At 67.9% G+C, this 15,684-nt stretch carries 15 protein-coding genes; 1 reads left to right on the top strand and 14 read right to left on the bottom strand.

The window, feature by feature from the left end:
* Positions 1-100 precede the first annotated feature (100 nt).
* From NW198_RS08425 to NW198_RS08380, 10 genes are read right to left on the bottom strand one after another with little or no spacing between them, the layout of a single operon-like run.
* Positions 101-1,480, bottom strand: a complete 1,380-nt coding sequence (locus tag NW198_RS08425; protein WP_258340768.1) for a hypothetical protein — start codon at positions 1,478-1,480, stop codon at positions 101-103.
* Positions 1,480-3,189 (bottom strand): BppU family phage baseplate upper protein, encoded by a 1,710-nt coding sequence (locus NW198_RS08420; protein ID WP_258340767.1) that lies wholly within the window; start codon positions 3,187-3,189, stop codon positions 1,480-1,482. The genes NW198_RS08425 and NW198_RS08420 overlap by 1 nt, the downstream gene beginning before the upstream one ends.
* A 1-nt stretch (position 3,190) precedes the next feature.
* Positions 3,191-4,363, bottom strand: coding sequence for a phage tail protein (locus NW198_RS08415; protein WP_258340766.1), 1,173 nt, complete (start codon positions 4,361-4,363; stop codon positions 3,191-3,193).
* Positions 4,363-5,079 carry a distal tail protein Dit gene (locus NW198_RS08410; RefSeq protein ID WP_258340765.1) on the bottom strand — a complete coding sequence of 239 codons (717 nt, stop codon included), beginning with the start codon at positions 5,077-5,079 and terminating at the stop codon, positions 4,363-4,365. Before NW198_RS08410 ends, NW198_RS08415 begins: the two co-directional genes overlap by 1 nt.
* Positions 5,076-5,261 (bottom strand): hypothetical protein, encoded by a 186-nt coding sequence (locus NW198_RS08405; RefSeq protein ID WP_258340764.1) that lies wholly within the window; start codon positions 5,259-5,261, stop codon positions 5,076-5,078. Before NW198_RS08405 ends, NW198_RS08410 begins: the two co-directional genes overlap by 4 nt.
* The gene (locus tag NW198_RS08400) at positions 5,245-5,703 is read right to left on the bottom strand and encodes a hypothetical protein (protein WP_258340763.1); all 459 of its coding nucleotides are present in this window, start codon (positions 5,701-5,703) and stop codon (positions 5,245-5,247) included. The genes NW198_RS08405 and NW198_RS08400 overlap by 17 nt, the downstream gene beginning before the upstream one ends.
* Positions 5,703-6,032, bottom strand: a complete 330-nt coding sequence (locus tag NW198_RS08395) for a putative minor capsid protein (protein WP_258340762.1) — start codon at positions 6,030-6,032, stop codon at positions 5,703-5,705. Before NW198_RS08395 ends, NW198_RS08400 begins: the two co-directional genes overlap by 1 nt.
* A complete protein-coding gene (locus tag NW198_RS08390) occupies positions 6,032-6,415 on the bottom strand; it encodes a hypothetical protein (protein ID WP_258340761.1) in 384 nt (127 codons plus the stop codon). Before NW198_RS08390 ends, NW198_RS08395 begins: the two co-directional genes overlap by 1 nt.
* The gene (locus NW198_RS08385) at positions 6,415-7,431 is read right to left on the bottom strand and encodes a hypothetical protein (RefSeq protein WP_258340760.1); all 1,017 of its coding nucleotides are present in this window, start codon (positions 7,429-7,431) and stop codon (positions 6,415-6,417) included. Before NW198_RS08385 ends, NW198_RS08390 begins: the two co-directional genes overlap by 1 nt.
* Positions 7,432-7,434: 3 nt before the next feature.
* Entirely contained in the window at positions 7,435-7,962 is a 528-nt protein-coding gene (locus NW198_RS08380; RefSeq protein WP_258340759.1) for a hypothetical protein, read from the bottom strand.
* A gap of 130 nt (positions 7,963-8,092) precedes the next feature.
* On the opposite strand from NW198_RS08380, the gene NW198_RS08375 reads away from it, so the two are divergent.
* Positions 8,093-8,710 (top strand): SOS response-associated peptidase, encoded by a 618-nt coding sequence (locus NW198_RS08375; protein WP_258340758.1) that lies wholly within the window; start codon positions 8,093-8,095, stop codon positions 8,708-8,710.
* An 11-nt stretch (positions 8,711-8,721) separates the two neighbouring features.
* Here NW198_RS08375 and NW198_RS08370 read toward each other — a convergent pair whose 3' ends face one another.
* From NW198_RS08370 to NW198_RS08355, 4 genes are read right to left on the bottom strand one after another with little or no spacing between them, the layout of a single operon-like run.
* A complete protein-coding gene (locus NW198_RS08370; protein WP_083526987.1) occupies positions 8,722-9,468 on the bottom strand; it encodes a hypothetical protein in 747 nt (248 codons plus the stop codon).
* A gap of 32 nt (positions 9,469-9,500) precedes the next feature.
* A complete protein-coding gene (locus NW198_RS08365; protein ID WP_087220863.1) occupies positions 9,501-11,027 on the bottom strand; it encodes an AbiH family protein in 1,527 nt (508 codons plus the stop codon).
* A 9-nt stretch (positions 11,028-11,036) separates the two neighbouring features.
* On the bottom strand, positions 11,037-13,649 hold the full coding sequence (locus NW198_RS08360; RefSeq protein ID WP_258340757.1) for a DEAD/DEAH box helicase: 2,613 nt from the start codon (positions 13,647-13,649) through the stop codon (positions 11,037-11,039).
* 2 nt (positions 13,650-13,651) lie between these two features.
* A complete protein-coding gene (locus NW198_RS08355; protein ID WP_258340755.1) occupies positions 13,652-15,403 on the bottom strand; it encodes a site-specific DNA-methyltransferase in 1,752 nt (583 codons plus the stop codon).
* Positions 15,404-15,684: the final 281 nt, after the last annotated feature.

Here is a 15,684-nt window from a genome sequence, read left to right as displayed (position 1 = left end):
GCGCCGCCCGCATGGCGGGCTCGTCCCGAGCCCCTCCGGCGGCGCGTCCACCCCTCCGGCACATGCGGCGCGGGCGCCGCACGCGCCGGAGGGGTGCCTGTCAGGAGCCCTTCGCCGTGAGGTAGCCGGCGCCGCCCACGCCGTCGATCCTCATGTACTGGTAGCCCGCCCGCGAGCTCGCGTAGGTCGTGCCCGCCCCGCCCACGAGCGAGGCGCACTGGTAGAACGTCTGGAAGCCGGAGACGCCGGAGGACGGCAGAGCCCAGTCGGCGTCCGCCCAGATCGTCACGAGAGAGCCGCACCCGCCGAAGGTGTAGGCGAGGTCCTCGAGGGAGGACGGGTCGAGCCCGGAGAGGTCGATCTCGGTGAGGCCCTCGCAGCTGTTGAAGGTGTGCTGCATCTCGCGCACGCCGCAGAGGTTGCCCATGCCCGTCACGCTTGCGATCTCCCCGTGCCCGTAGAACCAGTAGTTCGTGTTCACGTGGTCGTAGGTCGCCATGTCGGCGGCGATCTCCACCGCCTCCACGTCGTGCCGGTGCTCGTACCACGGCTGGTATCCCACCGAGTTGTACCGGGCGTTCGCGCACAGGCGCCCCGATGACACGAGCTCCCGCCCCGCCTCGGGCTCGGTTGCCGCCGTCAGCACGAGCTCTCCGTCGGCGTAGAGGAAGCAGCGGAACCACTCGCGCCGGTCGTCGTCGGGGTCGGTCAGCACGCCGTCCTCGCCGTAGTTGAGCTCCGCGTGGTTGTCCATCTGCCCCGGCACGTAGCCCCGGCCCCCGACGAGCCTGCTGCACCCGCTGAACATGAGCGACCCGCTCGCGGCGGACGAGGTGAACCCGTCCGCCCAGATCGTCTCGAGCGAGGGGCAGCTCACGAACATCTGGTTCATGCTGGTCGCGCCGGAGAGCTCCTCGAAGCCCTCCACCTCCACGAGGTTCTCGAACCCGTGGAAGAGGTAGCTGGCGTTGGCGAGCCCGCCCTCGGAGAAGTCGCCGTCGAAGACTACGCGCGTCACGGAGAGCTTGACGTCGTCCCAGGGTCGGGCGCCGGCCGACGAGTAGCCCGCCGGGTCCACCTCCCAGGCGTCCAGGATCACCGCTCCGGGAACGTCGGAGGAGCGACCGTCGCGGTAGTTGAACTCGAGCGTGCCGTCCGCGAGCAGGATCGCGCGCATCTTCACGCCCACGTCCCACACGAGCGCCAGGATTGCCGGCGCCATCTCGGAGGGCCTGTAGGTCTCCGAGAGTCCGTTCTGCGCGCGGATCGCGTCGGCGATGCCGCCGAAGACGGTATCCGAGATCACGCCCGCGCCGTCGCCCGGCGTCGCCTGGAAAGGCGCACCCGCCTTGGTGCCGTCGAGCGCGAGCACCGCCGCCGCCATCTCCGAGGGCAGATAGGTGCCCGTGCCGCCGTTCTGGACGCGGATCGCGTTCGCGATGTCGGTGAGCACGCTCCTCTGGATCGTCCCCACGGCCATCAGAACTCCACCTCGCTCAGGTCGTCCAGGGCAGCGATCGCCTGGTCGACGTACTGCTTCGTCGCGTATGCCGAGAGGTCGGGCGTCGCGCCGGGCGCGCCGTCCTCGCCGTCCTGTCCGGGCGCGCCCTGCGGCCCCTGCTCGCCGACCTCGCCCTTGAGGCCGGAGAAGGCGAAGGCGAACGTGCGCGCCCCCGGCGTGCCGCCGAGCGTCACGGTCACCGACGGCGTTCCCGTGGAGGCGTCCACCGTGGCGGTCGCCCCCGTGATCTCGGCGTCCGCGCCGTCCTGGCCGTTAGCGCCGGGCGCGCCGTCGGCCCCGTCCGCGCCGCGCAGCCCCTCGAGCTGCTCGGCGGTGAAGTCCGCGTAGGTGAAGGCGTCGCCCTTCGGGCCGCGCAGGTCCGCCGAGCTCGTGCCGCTCGCGCTCGTCACCGTGAGCACGGAGCCGGACCACGAGTGCGTGCAGCTGACGCCGTCGGCCCCGTCTGCTCCCGGCGCGCCGTCCTGCCCGTCCTCGCCGTCGGAGCCCGGCGGGCCCTGCACGCCCTGCGGGCCCCTCAGCGCCTCCAGCTGCGTCGAGGTGAAGTCCGAGTAGGTGAACGCCTCGCCGGGCTCTCCCTGCGGGCCCGGCGGCCCTTGGACTCCCTGGGGCCCGCGAAGCGCATCGAGCTGTTCCGTGGTGAAGTCGGAGTAGGTGAACGGGTCGCCCTTGTCCCCCTTCTCGCCGCGAAGGGCCTGGACCTCGTCCTCCGTGAGGTCGTCGAACGTCATCTTGTCGCCCTTGGGGCCGCGCAGGGCCTCCAGCTGCTCGGCGGTGAAGTCGGCGTACTCGAATGGGTCCCCCTTGTCGCCCCTCTCGCCGTCGTCGCCCTTGTCGCCCTTCGGTCCGTGCGAGAGCGTCGCCGTGGTGGTGCCCGTCGCGTCCGTGACCGTCACCACCGCGCCCGTCTCGGTCTGCTCGACCTTCGCCGTGGGGCTCACGCCGTCGGCGCCGTCCCGCCCGTCCGCGCCGGGCGCCCCGTCCGCGCCGTCGGCTCCCGGCAGGCCGTCCGCCCCGTCGAAGTCGCCACGCTCGGCGGCGGCGAGCAGATCGTCCTTCGCCTGCGTCGCGGCAGCGGCGGCCGCGTTGGCGGCGGCGACCGCGCCGGAGGCGCCCTGCGCCGCCTCGACCGCCTGCCCCGCCGTGGCCACCGCGCCCTGGGCCGTCGTGACGGCATCCTGCGCCTTGGCCACGGCGTCGGCGATGACGCCGTCCGCGTCCTCGAACTTCTTGAGGGCGTCGAGGAAGAGCGAGTATCCGTCCGAGCCCCCGCCCTCGCCGCCGACGAGCGCGGGCCCCACCAGCACCGTGAAGGAGAGCGAGGAGAGCGCCCGCTCGTCCCAGGAGACCATGACCTGGGCGTCGACGGTGCCCTCGGCGCGCGCCATGGCGGCGGGCCAGTAGACCCTGAACTTGCCGGCCTCGGCGTCGACCTCCTCGAGGGGCTCGCAGCCGCGCACGCGCAGCTCGCGGTGGCGCCACAGCAGGTAGAGCGAGGCGCCCGTCAGGTCCGCCGCCTCGCCGCCGCGCGTCACCGAGAGCGCTATCCCGCGCCCCTCCGTGTCCGCGGGCGAGGCGACGAACGGCCCCGCGAAGGGCGCGTCGCACTCGTCCCAGACCACCTCGCGCAGCCCGTCGCCGTCCAGCGGGAACGTGCTCTCGTCAGCCATGTCAGAACTCCCTCTCGCCCAGGTCCTCGTAGGACGCTACCGTGTCGGAGGCGGCCGCAGCCGTCTCCTCGACCGCCGTCATGCGCGCGGCCACGTCGGCCGAGGCCGCCCACGTCGTGCGCTCGACCGTGCCCAGCGTGAGCCGCACCGAGGGCGCGCCCTCGCCGAGCTCGCGCACGCGCCGCACGCAGCGGGCGCGCAGGTGCCACTCGGGCGAGCGCGACGAGTCGATCACCGCCACGTCGTCGCCCAGCCGCACGCCCGCGCCCCCGTCAACGGCCGCGACGTCCACCTCGTAGGAAACGCGCGGCTCGCACGCCGCCGCGAGCGCCGCCTCGGTCAGCGCCTTCAGCTCGGTGGCGTCCTCGCAGTCCGGGAACACCACGTGCCCGAACCGGTGCGCCTTCCCGCCCGCGCCGTCGGGGCGCCCCCACACCAGGCGCGCGGCCTCGTCGCCCACCCAGTTGGCGCCGCCGTTCACGGAGCCGAAGGTGAGCCGCCTCGTGAACCCGCCCGTGGGCGCCCCCGTCTCGTCGTAGATCGGCAGGCCCTTGCCGTAGCCGTAGAGCGCCGTGAACACCTCGTCCTCGAGCACCGTGCGCGTGCACGCCGCGAGCGTCTTGCCGTAGCTGAAGCGCGCGCCCCGCCACGTGCCCCGCCGCGCGGGCAGCCTCACCGTCCGCGACCCCACGCGCCTGTTCTCAACGGAGATCACGGCCTCGGCCTCGCCGCCCCAGACCTCCTCGACGCGCCTGAGCGCGGCGAGCGCGTTCACGTGGTAGAGGAGGCACCCGCGCGCCGCGTCGCCGACGCCCACCTCGCCCGCGGACCAGCGCGTCACCCCGAGCACGGAGGCGAGCGCCTGCGCGGCCGTCTTGCTCACGAGCTGGATCTCCTCGACGAAGTCGCCCAGGAGCTCGCAGAGCGAGGACTCCGCGTAGACGTGCGCCGGCGCGCCCAGCGGCTCATCGGTGCGCACCACCACGTGCTCGCGCCAGACGCCGTCGGTCGGGTCGCGCCACAGCAGCCGCTCGCCCTTCTCGGGGGCGAGCGCGCAGTCGAACTCGACCGTGTCCTCGCCGCCCAGCTCCTCGGTGTGCGTCACCGCGCCCACGGCCGGCAGGATCCCCAGCCGCGCGTCGAAGCGGTCGAAGAGGTAGAGCGTCGGCACCATCAGAGCCACCTCTCCACCCACGCCACCGTGTGCGCCGAGCACCCGGAGAAGGCCAGGGTGTGAGATCCCGGGGAAAGCGAGAAGAACGTGCTCTCCACGGCCACGTCGGCGGAGGCGTCCTCGCCCTCCACCGTCACGGCCTCGGACGCGAAGTCGAGAAGAACCACGTCCCCGGCTGCGAACTCGCGCTCCACCAGCACGTATCGCCCCAGGCCGTCGGCCACCTTCACCGAGGAGCCCGCGAGCGCCGTCATCTCCACCACCGGCCACGTCGCCCACGTGCCGCCGACCGTCAGCGTGCTAGCCGCGCTCGACTTCCCCTCCCCGTAGGCCACCGGGTCGAAGCACGTGAACGCCAGCTCGCAGCTGCCGTCCTCGAAGAGAGAGTCCCAGTCGGAGGCGTCCGTCACCACGGCGTCGCGCCACGAGAGCCCCGGCTCGCCGGGCAGCTCGAGCTCGGCGCCCGAGGGCGCCACGAGCCACCCGTACAGCACGTGACGGATCTCCGAGCGCTCGTCCGCACCGAGAGAAATGCCCGCGTCGAGGAAGAGCCGCACGCGCAGGACGCGCGGCGACAGCTCCGAGCCCAAGAGCGCCGCGCCCGGCCGCCCCGGCACCATGAGCGCCCTCGGCGAGAGCGCGTGCCCCGCCGGCTCCACCAGCTCGGCCGTCACGTAATCGGAGAAGTCGTGCCCGTTGTAGGTGAGAGAGCTCACAGCCGACCCCGCGCCCGCCCGTAGGCCGTCGCTCGGCGCTGCTGCTCGCGCCCCATGCGGTCGGTCTCCGCCGAGCCGGCCCGCTGCTCGCGCGACCCCTGGGCCGCACGCTGCAGGGGGTTGCTCTTGCGAACCACGTCGCGGTCGTCCACGCCGCGACCGGCCCTAACCCTGTCCGCCAAAGTCGATCACCACCGTCAGAATCAGCGTGAACCCCCAGAGCCAGCGCCCGGAGCCGTCGCGGCCCCTCGGCGCCGAGCCCCCGGAGTCCACGGCCGCCACCCTGCAGCGCCAGCCCTCGCCGGAGCCCGTCCAGGAGTCTCGGCGCAGGTCGCGCTCCACCGCGCGGCACGTCGCCTCGGCGTCGCGCGCCGCCTCGCAGCACACGAGCACATCCACGGGCACCCGCCCGCGCTCCGCGCCGTCCGCGAGCCGCGCCTCGCGCTCGAGCGCGCCCTGCGTCAGCACGATCGGCTCGCAGCAGAGGCGCGCCGGGGGCGGCGAGCAGAACGCGTTGCCGTAGCCCAGCGCTCGGAGCAGCGCGGCCGCCGCGCCGGCGACCCCGCCGCCCTCGGCGTCCCAGTCGTCCGGCACGTATGCGCCGAGGGGCTCGTCGCATGCCATCAGCCCACCTCCAGCTCCCAGTGGTGCACCTGGCCGCGCACCACGCAGCATCGCCGGCACGCGCGCACCAGCATCGACGGCCCCGCGCCGATCAGCACGCGCGCCCCGGCCGGCACCTCGAGCGCGCCCTCGCTGTTGACCGCGTCCACGAACACGGTCCCGTGCCCCGCGTCGGCCGAGCGGTGCGCGTCCGCCACCGCGGACTCCTCCCGCTCGAACCTCACGTGGCGCACCAGGCGGCTCTCGCCGCGCCCGCCGCCCTCCGCGGGCAGGAACACCAGCATGTCGTCGGGCAGCAGCCTTTTGGGTATCGGCCTCAGGTAGCGCATCAGCGCACCCCCGCGAAGGCGAGGCCCGTCCCCGCGAGCTCCGCGAGCGCGGCCTCCCGCGCCACCACCGAGCCGGTCGTCCCCTCGTCGCGATAGTTGGTCACCGAGAAGGACCCGATGGAGAAGCCGCCCACGCGCCCCTCGCCGTACTCGGCGAAGGCGTCGGCGGCCGCGCACACAGCGCGCCGCCACGCGTCTGCGACGCCCTCGTCCCATCGGGGGTCGGGCTCGCGCCGCCCGGTCAGGCCGCCCACGCACCGCACCGCCGCCGGCAGCGCCTCCGCGAGCGCCTCGGCGGAAAGCGCCCCGCCGTACCCGTCCTGGTAGAACCCGTAGGAGACGGGCGCGGGGCCGCAGCCCGCCGCGCCCGTCGCCCCGTCCACTAGGCCAGCGGCGCGCAGGAGACGTGCACGCCGTCCAGCTTGTTGTCCAAAAGCTCCACGATGCCGTACTTGCGGTACTTCATCATGTAGCTGTCCAGGCTCTCCAGCTCGTCCGGGGAGAAGACCCGCGACGCCACGTGCTTGTCGAACTTGATGACGGCTGACTTCTCCACCACCATGTAGTTGATCGGCGCGCCCGCGCCCACGAGCTCGTAGTACGTGGAGAGACTGCCCGCGCTCGGGCTCGACACCTTGGAGTACGCCCCGCCGCTCTCGGTGTAGTACGTCTTTCCGGGCGTGACCGAGCTGTCCGTCGTCTTGACGTAGCTGCCCTCGGCGCGGGAGTACCCGAACTGGTCCTCCTCGCCCGAGTTCAGCGCGATGGCGGAGAAGAACCGCGTCTGCGGCACCTCCACCACGCGGCTGAAGCGCTCGAGCACGCGGTTGGATCGTGCCGGGTTCGCCAGGCTGAAGTCGTCCAGCACGCCCTTCAGGGTCGGCGTGATGAAGAGGATGCGGCTCCCGGTCGTCACCTCCGCCTCGTCCATCGCGTTCGTTGCCGCGCGCAGGCTCGCCAGCACGTCCTCGGCGTCGGCGTTCGAGAAGTCCTCCTCAACGGGCGTCACGCCCTCGTGCCCCGCGATCTCGGAGAAGGTGAACGCGTCGGCCTCCGGCGCCACCTGCGTGCGCTGGAGCTCCGAGCCCGCCGCCACGAAGCAGTCGAGCACGCCCGCCTCCTCGACGTCCATCACGTCCGCGAGCAGCCTGATGCCGCGGTCGTAGTTGAACGTCTTCGTCTCGAACTCGTAGGTGATCGACCCGGTCTTGTAGCCCACGTTGCGGGTGTAGTCGCCGAGGCCCGTCACCTCGATCTTGGGGACCATGATCTCCTTGGCGTTGCGCCCGGCGCGCGCCATGCGGCGCGGCGAGTTCAGGCACGCCGAGCACGCGGCCCTCTTGTAGACCTCGTCCAGGACGGCCGTGTAGTTCTTGGTGTACGCGATGCTGTTCGCCATCTGCTACTCCTCGCTCTCGGGAAGGCCGGCGATCTTGCGCCAGCGGCTCATCTGCGTGGACTCGTCGGCCCCGGCGGCGCCGGCGCTCGGGAGGCCCGTCGCGCCGGTCGGCGCGGGGGCGGCGGGTGCCGAGAAGAGCCAGGGCTCCGCGGCCTTCAGCTTCTCTATGTCGCCGTCGTGGTCGGGCAGGAGCGCGCGGGCGGCCTTGGCGTTGCGCGCCCCGGCGAGCTGAAGCTCGAAGTCGACGCGCTCCTCGTCGCCCTTCCGGCGCAGCTCGTCCATCTCGGCGCGCAGCTTCTCCGCGCCCTCGGCGGTCTTGGCCGCCTCCGCGATCTCGCCCTCGAGCTCCGCGATCCGCGCGTCGCGCTCCGCGAGCGCCGCCTCGTAGTCCGCGCGCGCCTTGGCGGCGCTGTCGTCGGCCACGGGGGGCGCGGCGGCGCCATCGTCGCCGCTCACCTGCGACGGCGCGCCCTGCGGCTCCTGCGCCGCGCCCTGCCCCTCGAGCCTCGCCTCGTCCTGCAAGCCATCCATCTGCCCGTCCTTCCAGTAAGGCGGGCAAAGAAATAGCCCGCACCCAAACGATGGGTACAGGCTATGGGCGTGTCACAAAGACCCGACGCGGGGATAATGGGGAGAAGGACGAGGGCGAGAGGAGGCCACGATGTGCGTGAGGATGTGCCCGCTCACGATGGAGGAGGCGCAGGCGGTGCTGGACGCGCGCGCCACTCCCGGCACGCACGCGATCCGCTACATAGAGCGCCCGGACCCCCTGCGCGACGTCCGCCCCGGTAGCCTCGTTCCCGTGTACGTTCCAAAGGACGATGGACTTGCCGTAGCTCGCCTCACATGGGGCTTCCCGCTCGACGGAAAGCCCAACGCCGTCTTCAACACGCGCATCGAGTCCGCCCTCGAGCAGCTGCGCCTGGGCAGGCGCGGCATGTGGGCGAAGGCCATAGCGGAAGGCCGCTGCCTCGTGCCCGTGCGCGCCTTCTACGAGGGGCACATGACCGAGAAGGTCGAGAGCGAGAGGACCGGCAGGCCGGTTCGCCGGCAGTACCTGTTCCGGCTTCCCGGCGCCAGGGCGTTCCTGCTCGCCGCCGTGCGCGAGGGCGACCGGTTCTCGATCGTCACCACCAGGCCGAACGCCAGCGTGTCGCCCGTCCACGACCGCATGCCACTCGTTCTCGGGCACGGGGAGTCGGGCGTGTGGCTCGGACCGGACTTTCCAACACTAGGGAGGCGAGACGGCATTTCGCTTATTTCAAGACCGGAGCCCTAGCGCCCAAGAGATTAAAACGGGATATACCAGTCGTTTCGGTCAAGTATGGTTCTAATTCGACTAGCCAAACGTTTCCTGAGAGACTCGCGACCCGCTTCGTTGTTTTCATACACGAGCACGCGGTGATGCTTGACGTCAAAGGGGACGTCATCGATGGACTGAGAGACTGGGATGACTTCCTTTCCCAAGGCGTGCGCGACACCGGTCTCGTACATTACGTTGGGGTTCTTGCCCGAGAAATCGACGATCACGATACACGCCGTCCGTATCAGATTCATTATGTCATCGATGAGGATGGATTCCTCCCAGACGTCATCCGCAGCCTTCAGCGTCAAGTGGTTCTCTCGGCATGCCCGGGCCATGGCGTTTCTGACGTCATCGAATTGTGGGGTGAATGGAATCATCACCGCAGCCATCGAGATGTCGAGTTTTGAAGCGGCGGATGTTGGGTTCATGGGCCCTCCGTTCGTGCCTTCGGGATGTGATTGGTCTCCGGCGCTCTTGTCGGCAAGCATCTTCTCAACCAGTGCCAGTGAGTCGGGGTCCTTGCTGTAGAGCTGCCCAATGACGGAAGCGACACATGACGGATAGTCTTCGTCCCCAAAATAGAGGCTCCTCAGGAGCCTGTCGTGGCCAGTGATGATCGTGCCGTAATTCCCTAGGTACATGGCAAGAAGCTGCCAATCGCCGTTGTCGAAGGTGTCTATGACCCTCCTTACGACTCGATCGATAAGCTCAACACGCCTCATGTCAATCATTGGTGCCCCCAAGATCGTCTCATCGGACTCATTCAGTCAACCGGCAGCCCGCGAATTATCAGTCTTCCCTCAAGCAGAAGCTTGTGCATGAGGTTCTTGCCATGATCTGAGTTGTCCATGGTTGCCCCATATGCAACCAGCAGGTTGTTGATCGAGTTTGCGAGCTTCGAGCGCCGCTCGTTGTTGATCCTCTCCGAGTTATCTGAACTGTCCAGCGGGAAATAGAAGACGAGCACAGTCTCACTCTCGTAAAGATCAACGCCGTCGAATATTGACTGGAAGTAGGAGTAGTCTGCCCTGCCGAGCGAGTGCCCGTAGAACTTAATGACGTCGGTCGCATCCTGAAGGTTTGAGCTGTTTGCAGTGCTTATCAGACCACCAGTCCTCGACCCGCCACGCAGCATGAGACGGTACGTCTTGGTGAACGGGACTGCGACGGGGTTGTCCATGCAGTCCTTGCCGTCTATGCCGAATATGATGTCTTCCCCAAGCTTTCCGTGGATGTTGACGAACACGCCGTCGTCGCCCTTGTCGAAGTGGTCTTCGGCAACGCTCGTGTAGTTGAAGCTCAGAACGGAAGTCGACACATAGAAGTCCTCGTCGCTCTGCTTGCCGTCCTCAACAATCATCCGGCAGAGGTTCCTACATTCCCCGACATACTCGTTGTTGTCGTCAATCTCCTTGGATAGATGGGCACCGAAAGCCCGCTCGAGCCTTCCCAGATCTCGTTTAAGCAGCTTGACGAAAAACTCTGGAGTGCATTGCTCGTCGGAGAGCTCGGGGTTGATTGTTAGGACGTAGCGAGCGATGTTGCAAAAGAGATGGGTCCTGTCATCCTCTTCGCCCGCAAGGCGTCTGCCGCCTTCGCGCCACACGGTGCATGTCATCCCGTCAGTGAACAGGTCCGCGCGCTTCACTGCCTTAAGCGCGCCCCAGAACAACGACGTCTTGGAGTTTTGGTCAGAGTAGGAGAGAATCCACCTCTCCATTTCGCCTTCGACGTCGCACCACGCGTCATCTATGTTCGCCTCGAGAATAAAGTCCCAAAGGGTCAGGTCGGAGTCTTCTAATACACTCTCCCAAGCTGCCCTGCTGTAACTTTCGATGCCAGCAATCACCTCGAATCGGGGCTTGAAGAAGTCGCCGAATCTCGAGTGGAGCCCGCACTGGAGGTCGAAGCCGTTCCCCAGGATGATGAGCTGCTGCCAGCTGGACTTCGGATATGAAGAGAGCTCACGATACATAGAAGAATGGTCAGGAATCGTGTAGTTTGGGGTCATGACCTCAAATGCTCCGCCCAGATCATAATCGGGTAGCTTTAGCGCAGAAGCATCAAAAGCCTTCGTCACCTCGTCCGTCAGAGAAGACGGGAACGAGCTGGACAGAGATCCGAAGTCTGTGCCCGCAAGAGCGTCTCGGATAGGGTCAGTTACCGAGCTGGCGATGTCTGCCAGCTTTGACGCCTGGCCAATCGCCGAACTGTCAAATTGAGGAATGTGGGAGACGACTCCCTTCGTCGCGTCAGCCGTGCGCCCCTGCCCTTCGCCTAGCTGATCCAAGCTGCCCCCTTATCCCAGAATCTCGCTGCCGAACTCCGCCAGCGTGAACGCGTTATCCGCGTCCGGCGCCTCGCGTTCGAACACCATGAAGTATCGGAACCCGGCGCCGGCCATGTCGGCCCACCGCGTTCCCAGACGCAGCTTCCGCCTGGCGTCCTCGGCCAGATGCTCGCCCTTGGTCTCTATCGCCATGAGGACGCCGTCGTCGCGCAAAGCGAGGAAGTCCGGGTAGTGGTTGACAAACCCGTTGATGCCGAACTCCCCGGGCTTGCGCTCCACCACGCGGTGCCACCACCTCACGCGTCGGTTGTTCGCGAGCAGGTCCACCATCTTTCGCTCCAGCCCGTCGACGCGGCCGTCCTCGGCCTCATAGAGCGCCCCGTCGTAGGCAGTCATAGGGGTTGCTTGCACGAACGACTCGGGGAACCGGTACGCCGGCTCGAGCCGCACGTCACCCCGCGAGAGGAGCTTTCCGAAGCGGTCCTCGCAGAAGTCGTCGGCGAGCCCGCGCACGGCGTCCGTGACGGCGCGTGCGACGCCGCCCACGCTGTGGAGGCACGCGTCCACGACGGGCGAGTCCATGTCGTCCACCACGCGGGCGATGTAGCCCGTGAGCTGGGCGCTCCCGAAGGTGTTCTTGAACTGAGAAGACATCGCCTGGAGGACGAGCGCCTTCAGGCTCTCGCGCTTGCCCTCGTCTGACATGTTGGCGAAGAGCATCGCCATGTTCTTCCTGACGTCGTCCTCGAGCCAGCGGATGCGGTACTCGTCGGAGTCCGAGGCGAGGTCGACCTCGCGCGCCTCGGAGAACGTGTCGGGGTCGACCTTCACGTCCTCGATGCCGTACTTGGACAGCCTGAAGTCCGCGAGAAGGTCCTCGCGGTCGAGCGGCTTCCACGTCTCGTCATCGGTGAACAGGCCACCGTCCACGCGGATCATGAACTGCGGGACGGCGAGCTCCCTCGCCGAGTCTGAGACCGCCTCGCGCATGCGGTATACGTTGGATCCCCCTCCCAGGCCGCCGAGCAGGGGGCCGGCGTCGCCCGAGCCGGCCTCCTCCTCGAAGCGCTCCTCGACGTGCTCGGAGGTGCCGATGATGTCGTCCACGGACGCGGGCACGGCGGCGTCGCCGGCGCTGTCGGGCACGGTCAGGTCGAGCCCGTCGAGGTCGAGGTCGTCTCCCTCGCCGCCCTCGGGGTCGTCTGCCGGCTCGTCCGGGAACTCGATCTGGTCCTGCTGCGCGGGTACTGCGGGCGCAGTCCCGGCGGCCTCGACGTCCTCGCGCGAGAATCCCACGCCGTTGAGGCCGTCGACCACCTGCGTGAGGGTCGCGTCGAAGTCCGCGGACGCCGTGAGCACGTAGGCGATGTTGAGGCTGCGCGCCCCCGCGCGAGCCGCGTGGGGCTGCCTCAGCACGCGCCCCACGATCTGCTCCACGCTCACCTGCGAGCTCTTGTTGGCGACGGTGGCCAGCACGTAGGCGAAGGGGCAGTCCCAGCCCTCGGCGAGGGCCTCCACGGTGATGATGAAGCGTATCGGACACTCGCGGCTCATGAGGTCGGCCCCGCCGATCTCGTCCACGTCGCCCGTCCGCACGGCAATCTCCTCGGCAGGGATGCCGCCCTCGACGAGCTTGTCCTTGAGCCTCTGGTAGGTCTCGGCGCCCTCCGTGCCGCGCCGCTCGGCCTGGAAGAGCACGATGGGGCGTATGTAGCGCCCGGTCCTCTTCTCGTCCTGCTCGGCTATCGCCTCGAGCCTGCGCTGGAGCGTGACGGCGTCGGCGATGGTAGTCCGCTTGTCGGGGCGGCGGTACACCACCACGGGCAGCTTCACCATCTCCTCGCGCTTGAGCTGGCGCGCGGTCGCCTGCGCGATCACGTTCGCGCCCTTGGCCGGCGTCGCCGTGAGCTCCAGCACGAAGCGGGGGTTGAGGTTGCGAAGCATGTCCAGCGAGAGCTTCGAGCGCGCGTGGTGGCTCTCGTCCACGACAACGATCGGGTTCGTGCCCGCGAGCGCGGTGATGAGCGCCGTGTCGTCCGCGCCCTCCACGTCCACGGCGGTGCCGGCGTCACGCTGGTGGGCGGTGAGGCCGGCGAGCGCCGAGTTCTCCGCGTAGGCGCGCCTCCCGTCCTTGTTCTTGAACGAGTCGTAGGAGAGCACGAAGAGCGTGAGTTGCTCGCCGACGGTCGACGCGGTGAACGAGCGGCCGCGCAGGCCGTCCTCCTTGTCGAGCACCTCCACGCGCCCGCCGAAGTCGCGGTCGAGCGCCATGCGCAGGAAGTGCCCGGGGTTGCGGAAGTTGCGGAGCGTCTGCGACAGGATCTCGCGCCTCGGCACGAGCCACGCCACGACGTTGGCGGCCGAGGGCAGCGCCTCGGTCAGCACGCGCACGGCGCTCGCGCCGATGAAGGTCTTGCCGCCGCCCGTGGGCACCTTGACGCACACCTTCGGCGCGCCGCCGAGGTCGTCGCGGTAGCGCTCGACCCCGCCCTGCCCGGGCGTGAGCCCGACCGCGTTCATGAAGACGCCGTAGGCCGTCGACGCGTCCCTGGTCATCGCGTACGTCCTCGCGAAGCGGCCGACCTCCCTGAGGACGTCCCTCTGGTACTGCTTCAGCTCCATGGCTAGATCCTCGCTATCTGGTCGGGCACGCGCTTGAAGACGACGCCCATCTCGTCGAGGCGCTCGGGCGCGATGGCGCAGCGGTCCGCGTAGATCACGGTCGGCGCGCCCTTGCGCGGGAGGCCCCGCAGAAGGTCGTAGGTGAGCGCGGTCTCCTCGCCGGGCTCCCAGGCGAGGTAGTAGACCGCTTGGGCGCGCTCGCCGAGGAGGTAGGGGTGCTCGTCCGTGAGGTCCTCGTAGGGCGCACGCGTCTCGGTCGCCCAGACGTAGCGCGCGAGGTCGCCGCGCGTGACGGCGGGGTCGATCGAGCCGTCCGCCCGGAACAGCGCGGGGCCGAGCTCGTAGTAGGAGAAGCCGGAGTCGATGCCTGCGACCGCGCTCTTGCCCTCGCCGTAGCCGTGGATGACGCGGCGCACGCGCTCGGAGGTGACGGTGTCGGCGTAGTCGTCGAGCTCCACGAGGATGAAGCGACGGGAGCCGCCGTCTTCGGCGTTCAGCCTCAGCGTAGCGTGAGCAGTTGTTCCAGAGCCGGCAAAGGAGTCGAGAACGAGCGCGTCGTCACCAGCCGCCACTTGAAGCACACGTTCTATAAGGCGTGTGGGCTTTGGAGTATCGAAAGGAATCTTTCCGTCAAAGACGGACTTAAGTTCTTTCTTTGCTTCGTCGGTGTGTCCGACTTCGCTATGAGGCCACCAATTGGTAGGAGGCAAGCCCTCGACATTGGAAAGATAGGTCTTTCGACGAACACCTCCATTCCCGCCTCGCGTGAAAAACAGGCGGGGCCATTGGCCACGCTCCATAACACTACTGGCGAGACGTCTCGCCTCTTCAAGTGGGACAGAGAGAACCAATCCGAGAACATCCTGGCGAACTTCACCAGGACGTAAATTGCAAACAAGTCCACGCTCTGCCTCATCATGAAGATTGCACAGTTCATAGGGCGCCCATCCGTTCATGATTTCGAGCAGAGATTGCTGCTGAAAACGCCAGTGAGCATCTTGCGTGGGATATATCATCTTCCCGGTAAACGGATGCTGGACTGCATAGACCATGCCCTGATGAGATGCTCCACCAGGCGCAAATGCCGAAGTATTCTGCCACGGGCCATTTGGGTCGTTGTCAGGATTTTTGTACTTAGCATCCATATCGGCCGTTCGAGGAAGTTTGTTTGGCTGCCAGCCAGCACTTTTTCCGTATACAAGAATGTGCTCGACTTCCGTGGGAATACCCTTGGAATCATTACGCATGGAGTAGGTTCTCTGCCAAGAAATATCACCTACAAAGCACAACGGGGCGAAGATCTCGTCGCAGATGAGCTTGAGGTTAGCGAGCTCCGTGTCGTCGATGCTGATGAAGATCGCCCCCGTCGGCGCGAGCAGCTTCCGCAGCAGCTGCAGCCTCGGGTACATCATGCACAGCCACTTGTCGTGGCGGCTGAAGTCCTCGCCCTCCTTGCCGACGACCTGACCGAGCCACTTCCTGATCCTCGGGTCGTTCACATTGTCGTTGTAGACCCACCCCTCGTTGCCGGTGTTGTACGGCGGATCGATGTAGACGCAGTCGACCTTCCCCTCGTACTCCGGCAGCAGCGCCTTCAGCGCCTCGAGGTTGTCGCCGTGGATGACCATGTTCCCGCAGTCAGAGCCGTGGCTGTCCAGCACGCCCTTCTCGGGCACGCGCTCGAGCACGCGATACGGGACGTCGCGGTGGTGGTTGACCACCTTCTCCTTACCCATCCAGTTGAGAGTCGGCATTGACGCACATCCAATCCGGCACACGCCGTGACGGTCCATAACACAATGCAATCATTATCCCACAGGGACCGGTCATGTTGAAAAGTCAGGGCCGTGCAAGGCGAGAAGAACGAGAAGAACGTCGGCACGTCACCATGCTCGATCCGAACGACCCGAGATAAACCCATTGCCGTAGCGACCACCTGGACGCAGCCCAATCCTGCTCGAGTTTTGCCCGCCGCCACCCGGGGTGCCGCCACCGCCGTCCGCTGCCCATCGAGGGCTGTCCGCAGCCCGCCCGC

Source organism: Thermophilibacter sp. ET337, from assembly GCF_024733715.1.
Lineage (GTDB): Bacteria > Actinomycetota > Coriobacteriia > Coriobacteriales > Atopobiaceae > Thermophilibacter.
The sequence above is the reverse complement of the archived record's forward strand: the minus strand, read 5'-3'. Positions and strand labels throughout refer to the sequence as shown.